Here is a 19,941-nt window from a genome sequence, read left to right as displayed (position 1 = left end):
TAATCGCCTTTATGGGCAGAATCCTTTTACTGCCGCAGAATCAAACCAGCACAATGTACTCTCCTCAATGCGACAAAAGAAGGGCAGCGGCAGGTTTTGGCGTCTTTGCCATCTTTTTGCGGCCCTGATGGCGTAAAGCCTAATTTCTTTGCAATTAACTGGTTAAAGAGGCTGATTTTTGGCGTGCAGGCAATATTTTTCACTGGAATACGCCTTTTTGAGTGTAAACGGCGCTGTCCGGCGGCCAGAGAAACGAATGAGAAGTTTCTGGCTGAAAGATGAGCAGGTGAGCAGTTAGATGAATCAGGAAATAGTTAAGCTATTTTATACGAATGTTTAAAAAAACAGCCGAGGCGATCGTCCAGTAAGCCAACCGGCAAACGATTGCGCCCGCCGGGGCGGCTTAGCGGCTCTGAATAGCCGGAAAAGTTCCCTGTGCGAAAGGGCCACTCCATACCCGATAAAAGGTATTTAAGGCGTATCTTCTCACTTTATCTCGACTTTCAGATACGGGTCGGTTAAAAAGTGGGCAGCGATGTGCCAGAATGGCCCTGAAATGCGATCTGGTCAAAAATTACGATGCTTTTCACAAAATCATTTCCATTTTGAAGTTAAAAATGATTAAGTATAATTTATTATTTGTCGCATTTAGCTGCTACGCAATTCATAATCCTGTAGTCGGCTTTTTCCGTCCGCTGTAGGTACGGAACCCTAGACACCAACGCAGCTTCCTGCAATTGCGCTCCCGCGCTGTCGGTCCAGAAGTTGTTTCTGTCTACTCAACGCTGCTTTCTCGCTACTTCGGGATGCGCGTTTGTCGGTATACGTCTGACACGAATTTCTTTGGCGGTCTCACACAGGACCGGCAATGAGCATAATTACCACTTATCTCTTTGATAAGTAGCGTAATAACACCAGGGTAGTAGTTTTTTAAAAATCTTATAAGTGAAGAAAACATGACTAATGCAAATCGTCCGATACTGAATCTCGACCTCGATCTGCTGAGAACGTTTGTGGCCGTTGCGGACCTGAATACGTTTGCGGCGGCCGCTGCCGCTGTGTGCCGAACCCAGTCGGCCGTCAGCCAGCAGATGCAGCGTCTGGAGCAATTGGTAGGTAAAGAGCTGTTTGCCAGACATGGACGTAATAAATTATTAACCGAACACGGTATTCAGCTTTTAGGCTACGCCAGGAAAATTTTGCGCTTCAACGACGAGGCCTGCACATCGCTGATGTACAGCAACATTCAGGGCGTGCTGACTATCGGCGCCTCAGATGATACCTCTGATACCATCCTGCCGTTCCTGCTTAACCGCGTGACCTCGGTCTATCCGAAGCTGGCGATCGACGTCCGGGTAAAACGTAACCCCTTTATGATGGAGATGCTGAACCAGGGCGAAGTGGATCTGGTTGTAACCACCTCCAGTCCTGGCAGCTTTACCCATCAGGTGCTGCGCACGTCGCCGACGCTGTGGTACTGCGCGGCGGACTATATCTTTCAGCGCGGCGAAGCAATTCCACTGGTGCTGCTGGACGAACCCAGCCCGTATCGCGATATGGCGATCGATCACCTCAATGAAGCGGGCATTCCGTGGCGCATCTCCTACGTCGCCTCTACCCTGGCTGCAGTGCGCGCCGCGGTAAAAGCGGGTCTGGGCGTGACGGCACGTCCGGTTGAGATGATGAGTCCAGAACTGCGCGTGATGGGTGCGGCGGAAGGGCTGCCGGTGCTGCCGGATACGCAGTATCTGCTGTGCCGCAATCCAGACAGCGATAACGAGCTGGCGCTGGCGATTTTCAACGCCATGCAGTCCACCAACGATCCCTACAACCTGAGCGCCAATCCGGATGGGACGCTGTTGCTGGATGATGAGGAGTAAGCGGCAGAGGCTGCTGTTCAACTCGCTTTCTACTGCCTGCCAGTTGTTAAAACTGTAATAAAAAAGCCCTTCGTTATGCTTTTGCATCGAAGGGCTTTTTTTATCTCCTTAACGCACCCTTTTTCTCGCCGTTATCTCATACAAGCTCTCTGCGTCCGTTGACCAAAGCAAAGCGCTATTCCGTTCTGAGCAAAGATGAAATTCTCTTTCTGAAGATGTGAAAACTCTGTTCCGTATTTAGGCAACATTTGCTGAAAAAAAGGACAAAAAGGCCAGTTTTGTGTCCTGGATCAAAAAAATACCCCTGACAAGGGGAAGGAAAAAGCGCAAAAGCCTGCCAGAATACGTTGGTAAAATGCACGATCCATGCATTTGAATTCACGCGACATTCTAAAAGACCATACAGACTGAAGCGATTTAGCTGGCAACGCGCGCATCATATGTTAAAATTTTGATGCGCGTGTAAAATAATGTTTGGATACTTTTGTCAAAGTTGACAAAAGGTTATAGAAAGGAGTAAAAAACCCCATAAAATTGCTGCCTAATTGATAATGACAGCATAATTTATAAGGTTTTTTTCCTTCCCTTGAATCGATGTGGTGCGTTTGCTGCAAGTGACCCGCGCAGGATGCCATCGCCACTTTTGATGAGTAAGCAAAGAGTATGTCAACAGCCACCGAAGTCGTCGCTCATCACTGGGCGTTTATCATATTTGTCATTATCGCTTTCGGCCTTTGCGCCTTTATGCTTACCGGAGGATGGCTCTTAGGCGGCCGCGCCCGCGCCCGTCATAAAGAGACGCCGTTTGAATCCGGTATCGAATCCGTTGGCGACACCCATATCCGTCTCTCGGCGAAGTTCTATCTCGTCGCGATGTTCTTCGTCATCTTCGACGTAGAAGCGCTCTTTTTATACGCATGGGCGACCTCAATCCGCGAAAGCGGCTGGGTCGGCTTTGTGGAAGCCGCAATTTTCATTTTGGTGCTCCTGGCGGGGCTGGTCTATCTGGTGCGTATCGGCGCGCTGGACTGGGCGCCTGCACGTCGTCGCGTGGTGGTCAAATCCAGCCCGATCGGTCACACCAACCCTCATAAGCAGTAAAAGCGAGGCAATCTGATGGACTATACGCTCACCCGCATAGACCCCAACGGTGGTGAGAACGACCGTTATCCTCTGCAAAAACAGGAGATCGTTACCGATCCCCTTGAGCAGCACGTTCATCGCAGCGTCTACATGGGCAAGCTCGAGCATGCCCTGCATGACATGGTGAACTGGGGCCGTAAGAACTCCCTGTGGCCCTATAACTTTGGTTTGTCCTGCTGCTACGTAGAGATGACCACCTCCTTTACCGCCGTGCACGACGTTGCGCGTTTCGGTGCGGAAGTGATGCGCGCCTCGCCGCGTCAGGCGGACTTTATGGTTATCGCCGGAACGCCTTTTACCAAAATGGCGCCGGTGATTCAGCGTCTCTATGACCAGATGCTGGAGCCGAAGTGGGTGATTTCGATGGGTGCCTGCGCCAACTCCGGCGGCATGTACGACATCTACTCCGTGGTGCAGGGCGTGGACAAATTCCTGCCGGTTGACGTCTATATCCCCGGCTGCCCGCCGCGCCCGGAAGCCTATATGCAGGCGCTGCTGCTGCTGCGCGAGTCGATTGGCAAAGAGCGCCGTCCGCTGTCGTGGGTTGTCGGCGATCAGGGCGTTTACCGCGCCAATATGCAGTCGGAACGTGAAAGAAAACGCGGTGAGCGCATTGCCGTAACCACTCTTCGCGCCCCTGACGAAGTGTAAGAACACCGTACATGGATGGATTCCACGCCCGCAGCAAAACATGACAATTTAATGCGCGGCCCATCCTGACGCCTTCTTTTGAGTGCCTGGCGACAGGCCGGAATGGTGAGTAACGTATGACAGATTTAACCACGCACGATCTCGCTCAGCCTGCATGGCAAACCCGGGATCACCTGGATGACCCGGTGATCGGCGAGCTGCGTAACCGTTTTGGGCCGGATGCCTTTACCGTTCAGCCAACCCGCACCGGCATTCCTGTGGTCTGGGTAAAGCGCGAACAGCTGCTGGAGATTGTGACCTTCCTGCGTAAACTGCCGAAGCCGTACATCATGCTGTATGACCTGCATGGTATGGACGAGCGTTTACGTACCCACCGCGCCGGTCTGCCTGCCGCGGATTTTTCTGTTTTCTATCATTTTCTGTCAATCGAGCGTAACCGCGACATCATGCTCAAGGTAGCGCTGGCGGAAAACGATCTGCATCTGCCGACGCTGACGAAAATCTTCCCGAACGCCAACTGGTACGAGCGCGAAACCTGGGAGATGTTCGGCGTAACCTTCGACGGCCACCCGCACCTGACGCGCATCATGATGCCGCAGACCTGGGAAGGCCATCCGCTGCGTAAAGATTACCCGGCGCGCGCGACAGAGTTCGATCCCTTTACGCTGACCAAGCAGAAAGAAGACCTGGAGATGGAGGCGCTGACGTTCAAACCCGAAGACTGGGGCATGAAGCGCAGCACCAACAGCGAGGACTTTATGTTCCTCAACCTGGGCCCGAACCACCCGTCGGCGCACGGTGCTTTCCGTATCATCCTGCAGCTGGATGGCGAAGAGATTGTCGACTGCGTGCCGGATATCGGCTATCACCACCGCGGCGCAGAGAAGATGGGCGAGCGCCAGTCGTGGCACAGCTACATCCCCTATACCGACCGCGTGGAGTATCTCGGCGGCTGCGTTAACGAGATGCCTTACGTGCTGGCGGTAGAAAAGCTGGCTGGCATTGTGGTGCCGGATCGCGTCAACGTAATCCGCGTTATGCTCTCCGAGCTGTTCCGCATCAACAGCCATCTGCTCTATATCTCAACCTTTATTCAGGACGTCGGCGCGATGACGCCGGTGTTCTTTGCCTTTACCGATCGCCAGAAGATTTATGACGTGGTCGAAGCCATTACCGGCTTCCGTATGCACCCGGCCTGGTTCCGCATCGGCGGCGTGGCGCACGATCTGCCGAAGGGCTGGGAGCGCCTGCTGCGCGACTTCCTCGACTGGATGCCGAAGCGTCTGAAAGAGTATGACAAGGCCGCGCTGCGCAACAGCGTGCTGGTGGGCCGTTCCAAAGGCGTCGCCGCCTATAACATGGACGAGGCGCTGGCCTGGGGCACCACCGGCGCCGCGCTGCGCGCCACCGGGCTGGACTTCGACGTGCGTAAATGGCGTCCGTACTCAGGTTATGAAAACTTCGATTTTGAGATCCCGGTTGGCGCCGGCATCAGCGACGCCTATACCCGCGTACAGCTGAAGATGGAAGAGATGTGGCAGTCGCTGCGCATTCTTGAGCAGTGCCTGAACAATATGCCGGAAGGGCCGTTTAAAGCGGATCACCCGCTGACTACGCCGCCGCCGAAAGAGCGTACGCTGCAGCATATCGAAACGCTGATCACGCACTTCCTGCAGGTTTCATGGGGTCCGGTGATGCCGGCCAATGAATCCTTCCAGATGATTGAGGCGACCAAAGGAATCAACAGCTACTACCTGACCAGCGACGGCAGCACCATGAGCTACCGCACCCGCGTGCGTACGCCGAGCTTCCCGCACCTGCAGCAGATCCCGTCGGTGATCCGCGGCAGCCTGGTATCCGACCTGATCGTTTACCTCGGTAGTATCGATTTTGTTATGTCAGACGTGGACCGCTAATTATGCACGATCAAAAAATTGCCATTCATACGATCGACCCAACTGAGGTCTTCGTGCTGAGCGCGGAAGAGCATCACGCCATCGAGCACGAGAAACACCACTATGAAGATGCGCGCGCGGCGTCAATTGAAGCGCTGAAGATCGTGCAGAAGCAGCGCGGCTGGGTGCCAGACGGTGCCATCAACGCCATCGCCGAGGTGCTGGGCATTCCGGCCAGCGACGTTGAAGGGGTCGCCACCTTCTACAGCCAGATTTTCCGCCAGCCGGTTGGCCGTCACGTTATCCGCTATTGCGACAGCGTCGTGTGCCACATCACCGGCTATCAGGGCATTCAGGCGGCGCTGGAGCAGAATCTCAACATCAAGCCTGGCCAGACCACGGCGGACGGTCGCTTTACGCTGCTGCCCACCTGCTGCCTGGGCAACTGCGACAAAGGCCCGACCATGATGGTGGATGAAGATACCCACGTTCATCTGACGCCGGAAGGCATCGCCTCGCTACTGGAGCAGTATCAATGACCATCAAACAGATCATTCGTACTGCGGAAACGCACCCGCTGACCTGGCGCATGCGCGATGACAAGCAGCCGGTATGGTTCGAAGAGTACCGCAGCAAAAACGGCTATGCCGGCGCGGAAAAAGCGCTGAAAGGCATGGCACCGGACGAGATTGTTGCGGCAGTTAAAGATTCCGGCCTGAAAGGGCGCGGCGGCGCGGGCTTCTCCACCGGTCTTAAGTGGAGCCTGATGCCGAAAGATGAGTCCATGAACATCCGTTACCTGCTGTGTAACGCCGATGAAATGGAGCCGGGCACCTATAAAGACCGCCTGCTGATGGAGCAGATGCCGCACCAGCTGGTGGAAGGCATGCTGATCAGCGCCTTCGCCCTGAAAGCCTATCGCGGCTATATCTTCCTGCGCGGCGAATATATCGAGGCGGCGGTCAACCTGCGTCGCGCCATCGCAGAAGCGACCGAAGCGGGCTTTCTCGGCAAGAACATTCTCGGTACCGGCTTTGACTTTGAGCTGATTGTCCACACCGGCGCTGGCCGCTATATCTGCGGCGAAGAGACGGCGCTGATCAACTCGCTGGAAGGGCGTCGCGCCAATCCGCGCTCCAAGCCGCCATTCCCGGCGAGCGCGGGCGCGTGGGGCAAGCCGACCTGCGTTAACAACGTAGAGACGCTCTCGAACGTTCCGGCGATCCTGGCGAACGGCGTCGAGTGGTACAAAGGCCTGTCGAAAAGCGAAGATGCCGGCACCAAAATGATGGGCTTCTCTGGCCGCGTGAAAAACCCAGGGGTGTGGGAACTGCCGTTCGGCATCACCGCACGCGAGATTCTGGAAGATTACGCTGGCGGGATGCGCGACGGTCTGCGCTTTAAAGCCTGGCAGCCGGGCGGCGCGGGCACCGACTTCCTCACCGAGCAGCATCTCGATCTGCCGATGGAATTTGCCAGCATTGGCAAAGCGGGCAGCCGTCTCGGCACGGCGCTGGCAATGGCGGTGGATCACGAGATCAATATGGTGTCGCTGGTGCGTAACCTTGAAGAGTTCTTCGCACGCGAATCCTGCGGCTGGTGTACGCCGTGCCGCGACGGCCTGCCGTGGAGCGTGAAGATCCTGCGCGCGCTGGAGCAGGGCAAAGGTCAGCCGGGTGATATCGAAACCCTGCTGCAGCTTTGCCGCCAGCTCGGCCCAGGTAAAACCTTTTGCGCCCACGCGCCTGGCGCGGTGGAACCGCTGCAGAGCGCGATTAAATATTTCCGTGAAGAGTTTGAAGCCGGCATGGCACCGCAGGTGTTTGGCAATACGCGCGCGATTAGCGGTATTCAGCCTAACCTGCTGAAAGCACGCTGGTAATTCGCCGCAGCACACGGAACCGGCTCTGCGCCGCAGCCCCCTGACCGGGGCGAGAATATGATTAACGCTCGTCTCTGACGAGCCTTACGGAAGCATGTTCACTATGGCTACAATCCATGTAGACGGTAAAGAATATGATGTGAACGGGGCGGACAACCTGCTGCAGGCGTGTCTCTCTCTGGGCCTTGATATTCCTTATTTTTGCTGGCATCCGGCGCTGGGAAGCGTTGGGGCTTGCCGCCAGTGCGCGGTGAAGCAATTTCAGAACGCCGAGGATACCCGCGGCCGTCTCGTCATGTCCTGCATGACGCCGGCCTCCGACGGCACCTTTATCTCCATTGACGACAGCGAAGCGAAAGAGTTTCGCGAAAGCGTGGTGGAGTGGCTGATGACCAACCACCCGCACGACTGCCCGGTGTGCGAAGAGGGCGGCAACTGTCACCTGCAGGATATGACGGTAATGACCGGTCATAGCTTCCGCCGCTACCGCTTTACTAAACGCACCCACCAGAATCAGGATCTCGGCCCGTTCATCTCTCATGAAATGAACCGCTGTATCGCCTGCTACCGCTGCGTGCGTTACTACAAAGATTATGCCGACGGTAAAGATCTGGGCGTCTACGGCGCGCACGACAACGTCTACTTCGGCCGTCCGGAAGAGGGCACGCTGGAGAGCGAATTCTCCGGCAATCTGGTGGAGATCTGCCCGACCGGCGTCTTCACCGATAAAACCCACTCTGAACGCTACAACCGTAAATGGGATATGCAGTTCGCGCCGAGCATCTGTCAGCAGTGCAGCGTCGGCTGTAACACCAGCCCGGGCGAGCGCTACGGCGAACTGCGTCGTATCGAAAACCGCTACAACGGCACGGTTAACCACTACTTCCTCTGCGACCGCGGTCGTTTCGGCTACGGCTACGTCAACCGTCAGGATCGCCCACGTCACCCAGCGCTGCTGCGCGGCAACGACTGGGTGCAGCTGAATGCAGAGCAGGCGGTTAACGCGGCGGCTGACGTTCTGCGTCAGGCGAAGCGCGCGATCGGCATCGGCTCTCCGCGCGCCAGCGTTGAGAGCAACTTTGCGCTGCGCGAGCTGGTTGGCGCGGAAAACTTCTCTACCGGCATGCCGGCGGGAGAACAGGCGCGCCTGGAGCTGATGCTGAAAGTGCTGCGCGAAAGCGGCATCTATACGCCGTCGCTGCGTGAAATGGAAAGCTACGACGCGGTGCTGGTGCTGGGCGAAGATCTGACCCAGGTCGGCGCGCGCGTGGCGCTCTCGGTGCGACAGGCGGTAAAAGGCAAAGCGCGCGATATGGCCGCGGCGCAGAAAGTCGCCGACTGGCAGATCGCTGCAATTATGAATATCGGTCAGCACGCCAAACATCCGCTGTTCGTCACCCACGTCGATGAGACGCGACTCGACGATATCGCCGCGTGGAGCTATCGCGCCCCGGTGGAAGATCAGGCGCGTCTCGGCTTCGCTATCGCCAGCGCGCTGGATGAAAGTGCGCCAGCGGTCAGCGATTTTGACAGCAGCCTGAACGGCAAGCTGGACGTGGTGGTGCAGGCGCTCGCCGGTGCGAAAAAACCGCTGATTATTTCCGGCACTCACTCGGGCAGCACGGCGATGATCGAAGCGGCGGCCAACGTGGCGAAAGCGCTGAAAGCGCGCGGCGCGGACGTCGGCATCACGCTGCTGGCCAGTGCGGCCAACAGCATGGGCTTGGGACTGATGGGCGGCAACACCCTCGACAGCGCGCTGGAACAGCTGCGAAGCGGCGAAGCGGATACGGTGGTGGTGCTGGAGAACGATCTCTACCGTCACGCGCCGAAGGCGCTGGTGGATGCGGCGCTGGCTAACGCCACCAATGTGATTGTGGTCGATCATCAGCGCACCGCCACGCTGGAGAAAGCGGGCCTTGTGCTCTCTACCGCCAGCTTTGCCGAAAGTGACGGCACCTCGATTAACCATGAAGGTCGCGCGCAGCGCTTCTTCCAGGTTTACGATCCCGCCTACTACGACAACAGCATCGTGATGCTGGAGAGCTGGCGCTGGCTGCACTCGCTGCACAGCACGCTGGAGAGCCGTCATCCCGACTGGACGCAGCTCGATCACGTTATCGACGCCGTGGTAGCGAAGCTGCCGCAGCTGAAAGGCATTAAAGAGGCGGCGCCGGACGCCAGCTTCCGTATCCGTGGACAAAAACTGGCGCGTTCGCCGATTCGCTCCAGCGGACGCACCGCCGCGCGCGCCAATATCAGCGTGCACGAGCCGCGTCAGCCGCAGGATCGGGACACGATGTTCGCCTTCTCCATGGAAGGGAACAACCAGCCGAGCGCGCCGCGTTCGCAAATTCCGTTCGCCTGGGCGCCAGGCTGGAACTCCCCGCAGGCGTGGAACAAGTTCCAGGCTGAAGTGGGCGGCAAGCTGCGCAACGGCGATCCCGGCGTGCGTCTGTTTGAGGCGGGCGACGCGTCGCTGCCGTGGTTCACCGAGGTCCCAGCCGCGTTTATCAGCGGCGCTCGCTGGCGCGTAGCGCCTTGCTACCAGCTGTTTGGCAGCGAGGAGATGTCTCAGCGTTCCCCGGTATTCCAGAAGCGCATGCCGCAGCCGATGCTGGTCATCAACCAGCAGGACGCGGCGAAGCTGGGCGTAAAAGAAGGCGCGGCGGTGGAGTTCAGCTGTTCGGGCGAGACCCTGCGTCTGCCGGTGCGCATCTCCAGCGCGCTGCAGCCGGGCCAGATTGGCCTGCCGCTGGGTATGCCGGGCGTGCCGCCGTTCCTGGCGGGCGCGCACATTGACAAACTGCAGGAGGCGGCGCAATGAGCTGGTTAACACCGGACGTTATCGACATCATTCTGACCGTGGTCAAAGCGATTGTCATTCTGCTGGTCGTGGTGGCGTGCGGCGCCTTTATGAGCTTCGCCGAACGTCGCCTGCTCGGGCTGTGGCAGAACCGCTACGGGCCGAACCGCGTAGGCTGGGGCGGTTCGCTCCAGCTGGCAGCGGACATGATCAAAATGTTCTTTAAAGAGGACTGGGTTCCGCCCTTTACCGACCGCTTTATCTTTACCCTGGCGCCGGTCATTGCCTTCGTTTCCCTGCTGCTGGCGTTCGCCATCGTGCCGGTGTCGCCGAGCTGGATGGTGACCGACCTTAACATCGGGCTGCTCTTCTTCCTGATGATGGCGGGTCTGGCTGTCTATGCGGTGCTGTTCGCCGGCTGGTCGAGTAACAACAAATACTCGCTGCTGGGCGCGATGCGCGCTTCCGCGCAGACGCTGAGCTACGAAGTCTTTCTCGGCCTGTCGCTGATGGGCGTGGTGGCACAGGCGGGCTCGTTCAATATGACCGCGATCGTTGAGAGCCAGACGCATCTGTGGAACATCATCCCGCAGTTCTTCGGCTTCCTGACCTTCTGTATCGCAGGCGTAGCGGTGTGTCACCGTCATCCATTCGATCAGCCGGAAGCGGAGCAGGAGCTGGCGGACGGCTATCACATCGAATATGCCGGTATGAAGTTCGGCCTGTTCTTCGTCGGCGAGTATGTGGCTATCACCACCGTCTCGGCGCTGATTGTGACGCTGTTCTTCGGTGGCTGGCAGGGGCCGTTCCTGCCGCCTTTCATCTGGTTCGCCCTGAAAACGGCGTTCTTTATGGTGATGTTTATCCTGATTCGTGCTGCGCTCCCGCGTCCACGCTATGACCAGGTGCTGTCGTTCGGCTGGAAAGTCTGTCTGCCGTTGACGCTGTTGAACCTGCTGGCGACCGCCGCAGTGATTCTGTACAACGCGCAGTAAGAGGTGTTGAGATGACTTTAAAAGATATTGTCGTTGGCTTCGGCACGACAGTGCGCAGTATCTGGATGATTGGCATGCATGCCTTCGCCAAACGCGAAACTCAGATGTACCCGGAAGAGCCGGTCTATTTGCCGCCGCGCTACCGCGGACGCATCGTGCTGACGCGCGATCCCGACGGCGAAGAGCGCTGCGTCGCCTGTAACCTCTGCGCGGTGGCCTGTCCGGTCAGCTGCATCTCGCTGCAGAAAGCAGAGACCAAAGATGGCCGCTGGTACCCGGAGTTCTTCCGCATCAACTTCTCGCGCTGCATCTTCTGCGGGATGTGCGAAGAGGCCTGCCCGACCACCGCGATCCAGCTGACGCCCGACTTCGAGCTGGGCGAATTCAAACGCCAGGATCTGGTGTATGAAAAAGAGGATCTGCTGATCTCCGGTACGGGCAAATACCACGAGTACAACTTCTACCGCATGGCAGGTATGGCGATCGAAGGGAAAGAGAAGGGCGACGCCGAAAACGAAGCCAAACCCATCGACGTTAAAGGCTTGTTACCTTAAGGAGCCCGGCATGGAAATTGCGTTTTATCTTTGCGGACTGGTGGCGGTGCTGACGACGCTGCGCGTCATTACCCACACCAATCCGGTACATGCGCTGCTGTACCTGATCGTGTCGCTGCTCTCCGTCGCGGGCGTCTTCTTTTCGCTCGGCGCCTATTTCGCCGGCGCGCTGGAGATCATTGTTTACGCCGGCGCCATTATGGTGCTGTTCGTCTTCGTCGTGATGATGCTTAACATGGGCAACGCCACGGTGAAGCAGGAGCGCGACTGGCTGCAGCCGTCGCTTTGGATTGGTCCGGGCATCGTCTCTCTGCTGCTGCTGGTGGTTATGGTTTACGCCATTCTGACCGCCAACGATCAGGGCATCGACGGCACGGTTATCGACGCCAAAGCGGTAGGCATCAGCCTGTTCGGTCCTTATGTTCTGGCGGTTGAGCTCGCCTCAATGCTGCTGCTGGCAGGGCTGGTGGTCGCGTTCCACGTCGGACGCGAAGAGCGTCAGGGCGAAGTGCTGAGCAACCGTGACGCCAATAAGGAGGAGCACGCATGATCCCGTTACAACACGGCTTAATTCTTGCCGCCGTGCTGTTTGTCCTTGGACTGACATCACTGGTGATGCGCCGCAACCTGCTGTTTATGCTGATCGGCCTTGAGATTATGATCAACGCGGCCGCGCTGGCGCTGGTGGTAGCAGGCAGCTACTGGGGACAGGCGGATGGGCAGGTGATGTATATCCTGGCGATCAGCCTGGCGGCGGCGGAAGCCAGCATTGGCCTGGCGCTGCTGCTCCAGCTCTATCGTCGTCGTCAGACGCTGAACATTGATACTGTGAGCGAGATGCGCGGATGAATCTTCTCTACTTAACAATCCTGTTTCCGCTAATCGGCTTCCTGCTGTTGGCGTTTTCGCGTGGTCGCTGGTCGGAGAACCTGTCGGCCGCAATCGGTATGGGCTCGGTGGGCCTGGCGGCGCTGGTGACGCTTTATGTCGGCATCGACTTTTTCGCCAACGGCCAGCAGCCCTTTAGCCAGGCGCTCTGGACCTGGATGCAGGTCGGCAACTTCGACATTAAAGTCAATCTGACGCTGGACGGCCTCTCTCTTACCATGCTGTCGGTGGTGACCGGCGTCGGCTTCCTGATCCATATGTTCGCCTCCTGGTATATGCGTGGTGAAGAGGGCTATTCCCGCTTCTTCGCCTACACCAACCTGTTCATCGCGAGCATGGTGGTGCTGGTGCTGGCCGACAACCTGATGCTGATGTATCTGGGCTGGGAAGGGGTAGGGCTCTGCTCCTATCTGCTGATCGGCTTCTACTACAGCAATCCGGAAAACGGCAAGGCGGCGATGAAGGCCTTTATCATCACCCGCGTCGGTGACGTCTTTCTCGCCTTTGCGCTGTTTATCCTCTACAACGAACTGGGCACGCTCAACTTCCGCGAGATGATGGAACTGGCGCCGCAGCACTTTGCGGCGGACAACCATATGCTGCAGTGGGCGACGCTGATGCTGCTGGGCGGCGCGGTAGGTAAATCGGCGCAGCTGCCGCTGCAAACATGGCTGGCGGACGCGATGGCCGGTCCGACGCCGGTATCGGCGCTGATCCACGCCGCGACCATGGTAACGGCAGGCGTCTATCTGATCGCCCGCACCCATGGCCTGTTCCTGCTGACGCCGGATGTGCTGCATCTGGTGGGTATCGTCGGCGCGGTTACGCTGGTGCTGGCGGGCTTCGCCGCGCTGGTACAGACCGATATCAAGCGCGTGCTCGCCTACTCGACCATGAGCCAGATCGGCTATATGTTCCTGGCGCTCGGCGTACAGGCGTGGGACGCAGCGATTTTCCACCTGATGACGCACGCGTTCTTTAAAGCGCTGCTGTTCCTCTCCTCTGGTTCGGTGATCCTCGCCTGCCATCACGAGCAGAACATCTTTAAAATGGGCGGCCTGCGTAAAAGCATTCCGCTGGTCTATGTCTGCTTCCTGGTGGGCGGCGCCGCGCTGGCTGCGCTGCCGCTGATTACGGCAGGCTTCTACAGTAAAGATGAGATTCTGTTTGGCGCGCTGGCGAACGGCCACATCAACCTGATGGTGGCGGGCCTGGTGGGCGCCTTCCTGACCTCGATCTATACCTTCCGCATGATCTTTATCGTGTTCCACGGTAAAGAGCAGATTCACGCCCATGCGGGTAAAGGCATTACTCATCATCTGCCGCTGATTGTGCTGCTGGTGCTGTCGACCTTTGTTGGCGCGCTGATTACGCCGCCGCTGGCGGGCGTGCTGCCGCACAGCGAAACCGGCGAAGCGGGCAAGGTCGGACTGGAGATCGCCTCCGGCGTGGTCGCCGTAGTGGGCATTCTGATCGCCGCCGCGCTCTGGCTGGGCAAACGCCAGCTGGTGAGCCGCGTCGCCAGCAGCGCCCCGGGCCGCTTCTTCGGCACCTGGTGGTTCGCCGCATGGGGCTTCGACTGGCTCTATGACAAAGTGTTCGTCAAACCCTATCTCGGTATCGCCTGGCTGCTGCAGCGCGACCCGCTGAATGCGTTGATGAATCTGCCTGCGCTGGTGTCGCGTATCGGCAATAAAGGCCTGGTGGTCAGCGAAAACGGCTATCTGCGCTGGTATGTCGCCTCAATGAGCATCGGCGCCGTGGTGGTGCTGGCGCTGATGCTGGTGGTTTAAGGTTGATGAGCGGGGCGGCTCGGCGAGTCGCCCCAGGTCAAGAATGTTAAAAATTGCCCATTATGAGGGCGTTATCGGCGCAGTCAGTTTCGCTACCGCCAGCGCAGCAACCGGATGGTACTCAGGTACGTAAGGGTTGCAAGCCGGGCCGGGGGCAAAGCTGACCAGCAGGATAGCCCGAAGACAGGCAGAAAAAAGGGAAAGACTTCAGTGCTACTACCTTGGCTAATAATCATTCCATTCGTCGGCGGCTTGCTCTGCTGGCTGGCTGAGCGCCTCGGCGCGAAAACGCCGCGCTGGATAGCCCTGATCACCATGGGCCTGACGCTGGCGATTTCGCTGCAGCTCTGGCTGCAGGGCGGCTATTCACTGACGCAGGCCGCGGGTATGCCGCAGTGGCAGTCGGAGTTCTCCGCCGCCTGGATCCCGCGTTTCGGCATCAATTTCCATCTGGCGCTGGATGGCCTGTCGCTGCTGATGGTGGTGCTGACCGGCCTGCTCGGCCTGATGGCGGTGCTCTGCTCCTGGAACGAAATCGAGAAGTATCAGGGCTTTTTCCACCTTAATCTGATGTGGATTCTGGGCGGCGTTATCGGCGTCTTCCTGGCGATCGATATGTTCCTGTTCTTCTTCTTCTGGGAGATGATGCTGGTGCCGATGTACTTCCTCATCGCGCTCTGGGGACATAAGGCATCTGACGGTAAAACCCGTATCACCGCCGCCACCAAGTTCTTTATCTACACCCAGGCCTCTGGTCTGGTGATGCTGATTGCGATTCTGGCGCTGGTGTTTGTGCACTACAACGCCACCGGCGTCTGGACGTTTAACTACGAACAGCTGCTGAAGACGCCGATGTCGCATACGGTGGAATATCTGCTGATGCTGGGCTTCTTTATCGCCTTCGCGGTCAAAATGCCGGTGGTGCCGCTGCACGGCTGGCTGCCGGATGCGCACAGCCAGGCGCCGACCGCGGGTTCGGTCGACCTCGCCGGCATCCTGCTGAAAACTGCCGCCTACGGCCTGCTGCGCTTCAGCCTGCCGCTGTTCCCTAACGCCTCGGCGGAGTTCGCGCCAGTCGCTATGTGGCTGGGCATTATCGGTATCTTCTACGGCGCCTGGATGGCCTTCTCGCAGACCGATATCAAACGCCTGATCGCCTACACCTCAATTTCGCATATGGGCTTCGTGCTGATCGCCATCTACACCGGCAGCCAGCTCGCCTTCCAGGGTGCGGTGGTGCAGATGATTGCGCACGGCCTCTCTGCCGCCGCGCTCTTTATTCTGTGCGGTCAGCTCTATGAGCGTCTGCACACGCGTGATATGCGTCAGATGGGCGGCCTCTGGTCGCGCATTAAGTGGATTCCGGGCCTGTCTCTCTTCTTTGCGGTGGCGAACCTGGGGATGCCGGGCACCGGTAACTTCGCCGGCGAATTTATGATCCTGACGGGCAGTTTCCAGGTGGTGCCGGTGATTATCGTCATCGCTACCTTTGGCCTGGTGTTCGCCTCGGTCTATTCGCTGATCATGATGCAGCGCGCCTACTACGGCGAAGCGAAGTCGAAAGATCCGCTGCCGGGCATGTCGCCGCGTGAATTTACGATGATTATGGTGCTGGTGGTTCTGCTGGTGCTGCTGGGCGTTTACCCGCAGCCGATTCTGGATACTTCCCATGCCGCCATGAGCAATATTCAGCAGTGGTTTACCGCTTCAATTCCAACTACAAGGCCGTAATTCGCCATGACAATAACATTTCAACAATTGATCGCGTTGCTGCCGCTGTTGATCGTCGGATTGACGGTGGTGGTTGTGATGCTGTCCATTGCCTGGCGACGCAACCACTTTGTTAACGCCACGCTGACGGTTATCGGACTGAACCTGGCGCTGGTTTCGCTCTGGTTTGTGGCGCAGGCGGGGGCGATGGACGTAACGCCGCTGCTGCGGATCGATCCTTACGCCGTGTTCTACACCGCGCTGGTGATCCTGGCGAGTCTGGCGACCTGCACCTTTGCCTATCCCTGGCTGGCCGGTTTCCCGGACAACAAGGATGAGTTCTATCTGCTGGTGCTGATCGCCACGCTGGGCGGTATCGTGCTGGCGAGCGCTAATCATCTGGCGTCGCTGTTTATCGGCGTCGAGCTGCTGTCGCTGCCGCTGTTCGGTATGATCGGCTACGCCTTCCGCCAGAAACGCTCGCTGGAAGCGGCGCTGAAATATACCATTCTGTCAGCGGCTGCCTCCTCTTTCCTGCTGTTCGGTATCGCGCTGATCTATGCCGACTCCGGCAGTCTGAGCTTTGTGAAGCTGGGTGAGAGCCTGAACGACGCCGTGATCCAGCAGCCGCTGCTGCTGGTTGGTCTCGGCATGATGATTATCGGCCTTGGCTTTAAGCTGTCGCTGGTGCCGTTCCACCTCTGGACGCCTGACGTTTATCAGGGCGCTCCTGCGCCGGTGTCGACCTTCCTCGCCACCGCCAGCAAGATCGCCATCTTCGGCGTCATCATGCGTCTGTTTATGTACGCGCCGCTGACCGACAGCGAGGCCGTGCGCACCGTGCTGGGGCTGATCGCTTTCGTGTCGATTCTGTTCGGCAACCTGATGGCGATTTCGCAGAGCAACATCAAACGTCTGCTCGGCTACTCCTCTATCGCCCATCTTGGCTATCTGCTGGTGGCGCTGATTGCGGTGAAAACCCATCAGCTCTCGCTGGAGACCGCAGGGGTTTACCTGGCGGGCTACCTGTTCAGCAGCCTGGGCGCGTTTGGCGTGGTGAGCCTGATGTCCAGCCCGTACCGCGGTCCGGACGCCGACTCGCTCTACTCCTATCGCGGCCTGTTCTGGCATCGTCCGGTACTGTCGGCGGTGATGACGATTATGATGCTGTCGCTGGCGGGTATTCCGGCCACGCTTGGCTTTATCGGTAAGTTCTACGTGATTGCGTCGGGTGTGAATGCTCAGCTGTGGTGGCTCACCGCGGCGGTAGTGGTCGGCAGCGCCATCGGCCTCTACTACTATCTGCGCGTGACCGTCAGCCTCTACCTCAGTCCGCCAGAGCTGCATACGCGCGACACGCCGGCTAACTGGGCGCTGACCGCAGGCGGGGTAGTGGTGCTGATTTCGGCGATCCTGGTTCTGCTGCTCGGCGTTTACCCGCAGCCGCTGATCTCGCTGGTGCAGATGGCGCAGCCGCTGATGTAAACTGCGTTTACCCTTGTGAAATCAGGCCCTCGGGCCTGATTTTTTTTGTCTTCAGGAGAGCCTATGGATATCCGCTGGCAGGATCGGCATCACAGCGAACTGAGCGCGCAGCAGCTTTATGCGCTGCTGGCGCTGCGCTGCGAAGTCTTTATCGTTGAGCAGACCTGTCCCTATCTGGACGTTGACGGTCAGGATCTGGTGGCGGATAACCGTCATATTCTGGGGATGCGCGGCGAGGAGCTGGTGGCTTACGCGCGTATTCTGACGCCTGCGGATGAGGCCGCGCCGGTAGCGATCGGACGCGTGATTGTTTCCGCCAGCGCGCGCGGCCTGAATCTCGGCAACCGGCTGATGGAGCAGGCGCTGCGCAGCTGCGAGCAGCACTGGCCGTCACGCGAGATTTATCTTTCGGCGCAGGCGCACCTGCAGGGTTTCTATGGGCGTCTCGGCTTTCAGGCGGTCGGCGAGATCTATCTGGAAGACGCTATTCCGCATATTGAGATGCGCAAATAAAAACGGCGAGCCAGATGCTCGCCGTTTCTCTTTTTAGCCCACCGTCATCTGACGGTCGTCTACATATTTACGCTGATCCGCCGGCGGCGGGAAATACTGATAGAGCCAGGTTTCGCTCAGGGTTTCATCTTTGGTGCGCAGGAAGAGACGCATCTCCACCGGCGTGGTGGCGTCGCTGTCTGGATACCAGTCGAACAGGATGCGATAGCCGTTCATCGGCTCGACGAAGAGGATCTCCACCTGTTTAAAGGTGCCGGATGAGAGGGTAATTACCGGTTCGATGCCCTTCGGCGCGGCCGCTTTCAAATCGCCGCCGACGAAATCGATGGCGAAACGACGGCACCACTTCTCAGGGAAGTGCTCGCCCGGCGCCCAGCCTTCCGGGAAGCCGCCAATACCGGTACGGGTAGCGTCGACGCGCGCCAGACCGCTGCGCACCGGCGGCAGCCCGCTCCAGTAAAGCTTGTAGGAGAAGCTGAATTCGCTGCCCGCCTTCACCGGCTCGGCCGGCTGCCAGAAGCAGACGATATTATCCAGCGTTTCGCCGGTGGTCGGGATCTCCATCAGATTGATGGCGCCTTTGCCCCATTTGCCAACCGGCTCGACCCACAGGCTGGGACGTTTGTCATACCAGCCGATAACATCCTGATAGTCTTTAAAATCGTGGTTGAGCTGCAGCAGGCCAAAGCCGCGCGGGTTCTCATCCTGATAGGCGTTGAACTGCAGCTTCTGCGGGTTATTCAGCGGACGCGCGATCCACTCGCCGCTGCCGCTCCACATCGCCAGGCGATCGGAGTCGTGAATCTGCGGATGATAGGTGTTGCACATGCGGCGCTCGTTGGTGCCGCAGCTGAACATGCTGGTCATCGGCGCGATGCCGAGCTGGCGGATATCTTTGCGCGCGTAGAGATGGTTTTCCACCTCCATTACCACGCGGCTCGCCTCGCAGTGGATGGTGAACTTATAGGCACCGGTGAGGCTGGCACCATCCAGCAGGGCGTAGGCAACAAAGGTGGTGTCGTCCGCTTTCGGCGTTTCGAACCAGAATGCGGTGAAGTCAGGAAACTCTTCGCCGCCGTTGCTGAAGGTGTTGACCGCCACGCCACGCGCGGAGAGGCCATACTGATAGGTATCGTCCACGGCGCGGAAGTAGCTCGCCCCAAGGAAAGAGACGATATCGCGGCGCGCCAGCTCTGGTTTTTTAAAGGCGCGGAAGCCGGCAAAGCCGAGATCGTTTTTGCCCACCAGCTGCTGGGTATCCACCTTCGCGTTATTGTAGTTAAACAGTTCAGGACGGAAGTGAATCTCACGCGCCTCGCGGCTGTCGGCGTCGACGGAGAACATGCGGATGCGGCGCTTAAAGCCCATGCCGACGTGGAAAAACTGTACGTCGAGCTGACGATCGGGGATGTTGTTCCACAGCGAGTGACCGGCGTCGTACTGAATTTCGTTGTACGCCTGCGGCGTCAGCGTTGCCAGCGTCTCCGGCAGCGCGCCTGGCGCGCCGCCCCAGGGCTGTTTCGCCAGCGCGGCGGCTTTCTTTTTCAGTACATCGAAATCGAAGCGCACGGCGGCACCGTCTGCAATGCCATCTTCTGCCCAGGCGGATTGCGCAAACAGCGTGGACAGGCCGGTCATGCCGCTGACGGCGGAGAAGGCCATTGACGCTTTCATAAACATTCTTCGATTCATGCCAGAAATTATTCCTTAGCGTTCGAGTGTGTTGTGACTGTCCTGCTCTGCGCG

At 58.4% G+C, this 19,941-nt stretch carries 17 protein-coding genes; 15 read left to right on the top strand and 2 right to left on the bottom strand.

Annotated elements, in window-relative coordinates; all coding sequences use genetic code 11:
• Positions 1–26: 26 nt before the first annotated feature.
• On the bottom strand, positions 27–203 hold the full coding sequence (locus MHZ97_RS09475) for a hypothetical protein (protein WP_158253380.1): 177 nt from the start codon (positions 201–203) through the stop codon (positions 27–29).
• Positions 204–956: 753 nt separating this feature from the next.
• Here MHZ97_RS09475 and lrhA point away from each other — a divergent pair.
• The 15 genes from lrhA to MHZ97_RS09400 all read left to right on the top strand — a co-directional run bounded on the left by lrhA (position 957) and on the right by MHZ97_RS09400 (position 18,195).
• Positions 957–1,880 (top strand): transcriptional regulator LrhA, encoded by a 924-nt coding sequence (gene lrhA / locus MHZ97_RS09470; RefSeq protein WP_033791641.1) that lies wholly within the window; start codon positions 957–959, stop codon positions 1,878–1,880.
• Between the two features lie 663 nt (positions 1,881–2,543).
• Positions 2,544–2,981, top strand: coding sequence for an NADH-quinone oxidoreductase subunit A (locus tag MHZ97_RS09465; RefSeq protein ID WP_033750490.1), 438 nt, complete (start codon positions 2,544–2,546; stop codon positions 2,979–2,981).
• 15 nt (positions 2,982–2,996) lie between these two features.
• A complete protein-coding gene (locus MHZ97_RS09460) occupies positions 2,997–3,674 on the top strand; it encodes an NADH-quinone oxidoreductase subunit B family protein (RefSeq protein ID WP_103794157.1) in 678 nt (225 codons plus the stop codon).
• 116 nt (positions 3,675–3,790) lie between these two features.
• Positions 3,791–5,590: an NADH-quinone oxidoreductase subunit C/D gene (nuoC, locus tag MHZ97_RS09455; protein ID WP_103794156.1), complete on the top strand. Its 1,800-nt coding sequence runs from the start codon at positions 3,791–3,793 to the stop codon at positions 5,588–5,590.
• 2 nt (positions 5,591–5,592) lie between these two features.
• The gene (gene nuoE / locus MHZ97_RS09450; protein ID WP_081140392.1) at positions 5,593–6,108 is read left to right on the top strand and encodes an NADH-quinone oxidoreductase subunit NuoE; all 516 of its coding nucleotides are present in this window, start codon (positions 5,593–5,595) and stop codon (positions 6,106–6,108) included.
• Positions 6,109–6,110: 2 nt separating this feature from the next.
• On the top strand, positions 6,111–7,451 hold the full coding sequence (gene nuoF, locus MHZ97_RS09445; RefSeq protein WP_199187289.1) for an NADH-quinone oxidoreductase subunit NuoF: 1,341 nt from the start codon (positions 6,111–6,113) through the stop codon (positions 7,449–7,451).
• Positions 7,452–7,554: 103 nt separating this feature from the next.
• Entirely contained in the window at positions 7,555–10,278 is a 2,724-nt protein-coding gene (nuoG, locus tag MHZ97_RS09440) for an NADH-quinone oxidoreductase subunit NuoG (protein ID WP_239314396.1), read from the top strand.
• Positions 10,275–11,252: an NADH-quinone oxidoreductase subunit NuoH gene (gene nuoH, locus MHZ97_RS09435; protein ID WP_103794153.1), complete on the top strand. Its 978-nt coding sequence runs from the start codon at positions 10,275–10,277 to the stop codon at positions 11,250–11,252. Before nuoG ends, nuoH begins: the two co-directional genes overlap by 4 nt.
• 11 nt (positions 11,253–11,263) lie before the next feature.
• Positions 11,264–11,806, top strand: coding sequence for an NADH-quinone oxidoreductase subunit NuoI (nuoI, locus tag MHZ97_RS09430; protein ID WP_103794152.1), 543 nt, complete (start codon positions 11,264–11,266; stop codon positions 11,804–11,806).
• 10 nt (positions 11,807–11,816) lie between these two features.
• On the top strand, positions 11,817–12,356 hold the full coding sequence (gene nuoJ / locus MHZ97_RS09425; RefSeq protein ID WP_103794151.1) for an NADH-quinone oxidoreductase subunit J: 540 nt from the start codon (positions 11,817–11,819) through the stop codon (positions 12,354–12,356).
• Positions 12,353–12,655 carry an NADH-quinone oxidoreductase subunit NuoK gene (gene nuoK, locus MHZ97_RS09420; RefSeq protein WP_103794150.1) on the top strand — a complete coding sequence of 101 codons (303 nt, stop codon included), beginning with the start codon at positions 12,353–12,355 and terminating at the stop codon, positions 12,653–12,655. Before nuoJ ends, nuoK begins: the two co-directional genes overlap by 4 nt.
• Positions 12,652–14,487, top strand: coding sequence for an NADH-quinone oxidoreductase subunit L (gene nuoL / locus MHZ97_RS09415; protein ID WP_103794149.1), 1,836 nt, complete (start codon positions 12,652–12,654; stop codon positions 14,485–14,487). The genes nuoK and nuoL overlap by 4 nt, the downstream gene beginning before the upstream one ends.
• Before the next feature lie 210 nt (positions 14,488–14,697).
• Positions 14,698–16,218, top strand: a complete 1,521-nt coding sequence (gene nuoM / locus MHZ97_RS09410) for an NADH-quinone oxidoreductase subunit M (protein ID WP_239314397.1) — start codon at positions 14,698–14,700, stop codon at positions 16,216–16,218.
• Positions 16,219–16,224: 6 nt separating this feature from the next.
• Positions 16,225–17,682, top strand: coding sequence for an NADH-quinone oxidoreductase subunit NuoN (gene nuoN, locus MHZ97_RS09405; RefSeq protein ID WP_103794147.1), 1,458 nt, complete (start codon positions 16,225–16,227; stop codon positions 17,680–17,682).
• Between the two features lie 63 nt (positions 17,683–17,745).
• Positions 17,746–18,195 carry a GNAT family N-acetyltransferase gene (locus tag MHZ97_RS09400; RefSeq protein WP_103794146.1) on the top strand — a complete coding sequence of 150 codons (450 nt, stop codon included), beginning with the start codon at positions 17,746–17,748 and terminating at the stop codon, positions 18,193–18,195.
• 33 nt (positions 18,196–18,228) lie between these two features.
• Here the strand turns inward: MHZ97_RS09400 and MHZ97_RS09395 are convergent, their stop codons facing one another.
• Positions 18,229–19,887: a glucan biosynthesis protein D gene (locus tag MHZ97_RS09395; RefSeq protein ID WP_224481689.1), complete on the bottom strand. Its 1,659-nt coding sequence runs from the start codon at positions 19,885–19,887 to the stop codon at positions 18,229–18,231.
• Between the last annotated feature and the right edge of the window lie 54 nt (positions 19,888–19,941).

Source organism: Pantoea sp. ACRSC (assembly GCF_022346785.1).
Taxonomy (GTDB): Bacteria; Pseudomonadota; Gammaproteobacteria; order Enterobacterales; family Enterobacteriaceae; genus Pantoea; species Pantoea alvi.
The sequence above is the reverse complement of the archived record's forward strand: the minus strand, read 5'-3'. Positions and strand labels throughout refer to the sequence as shown.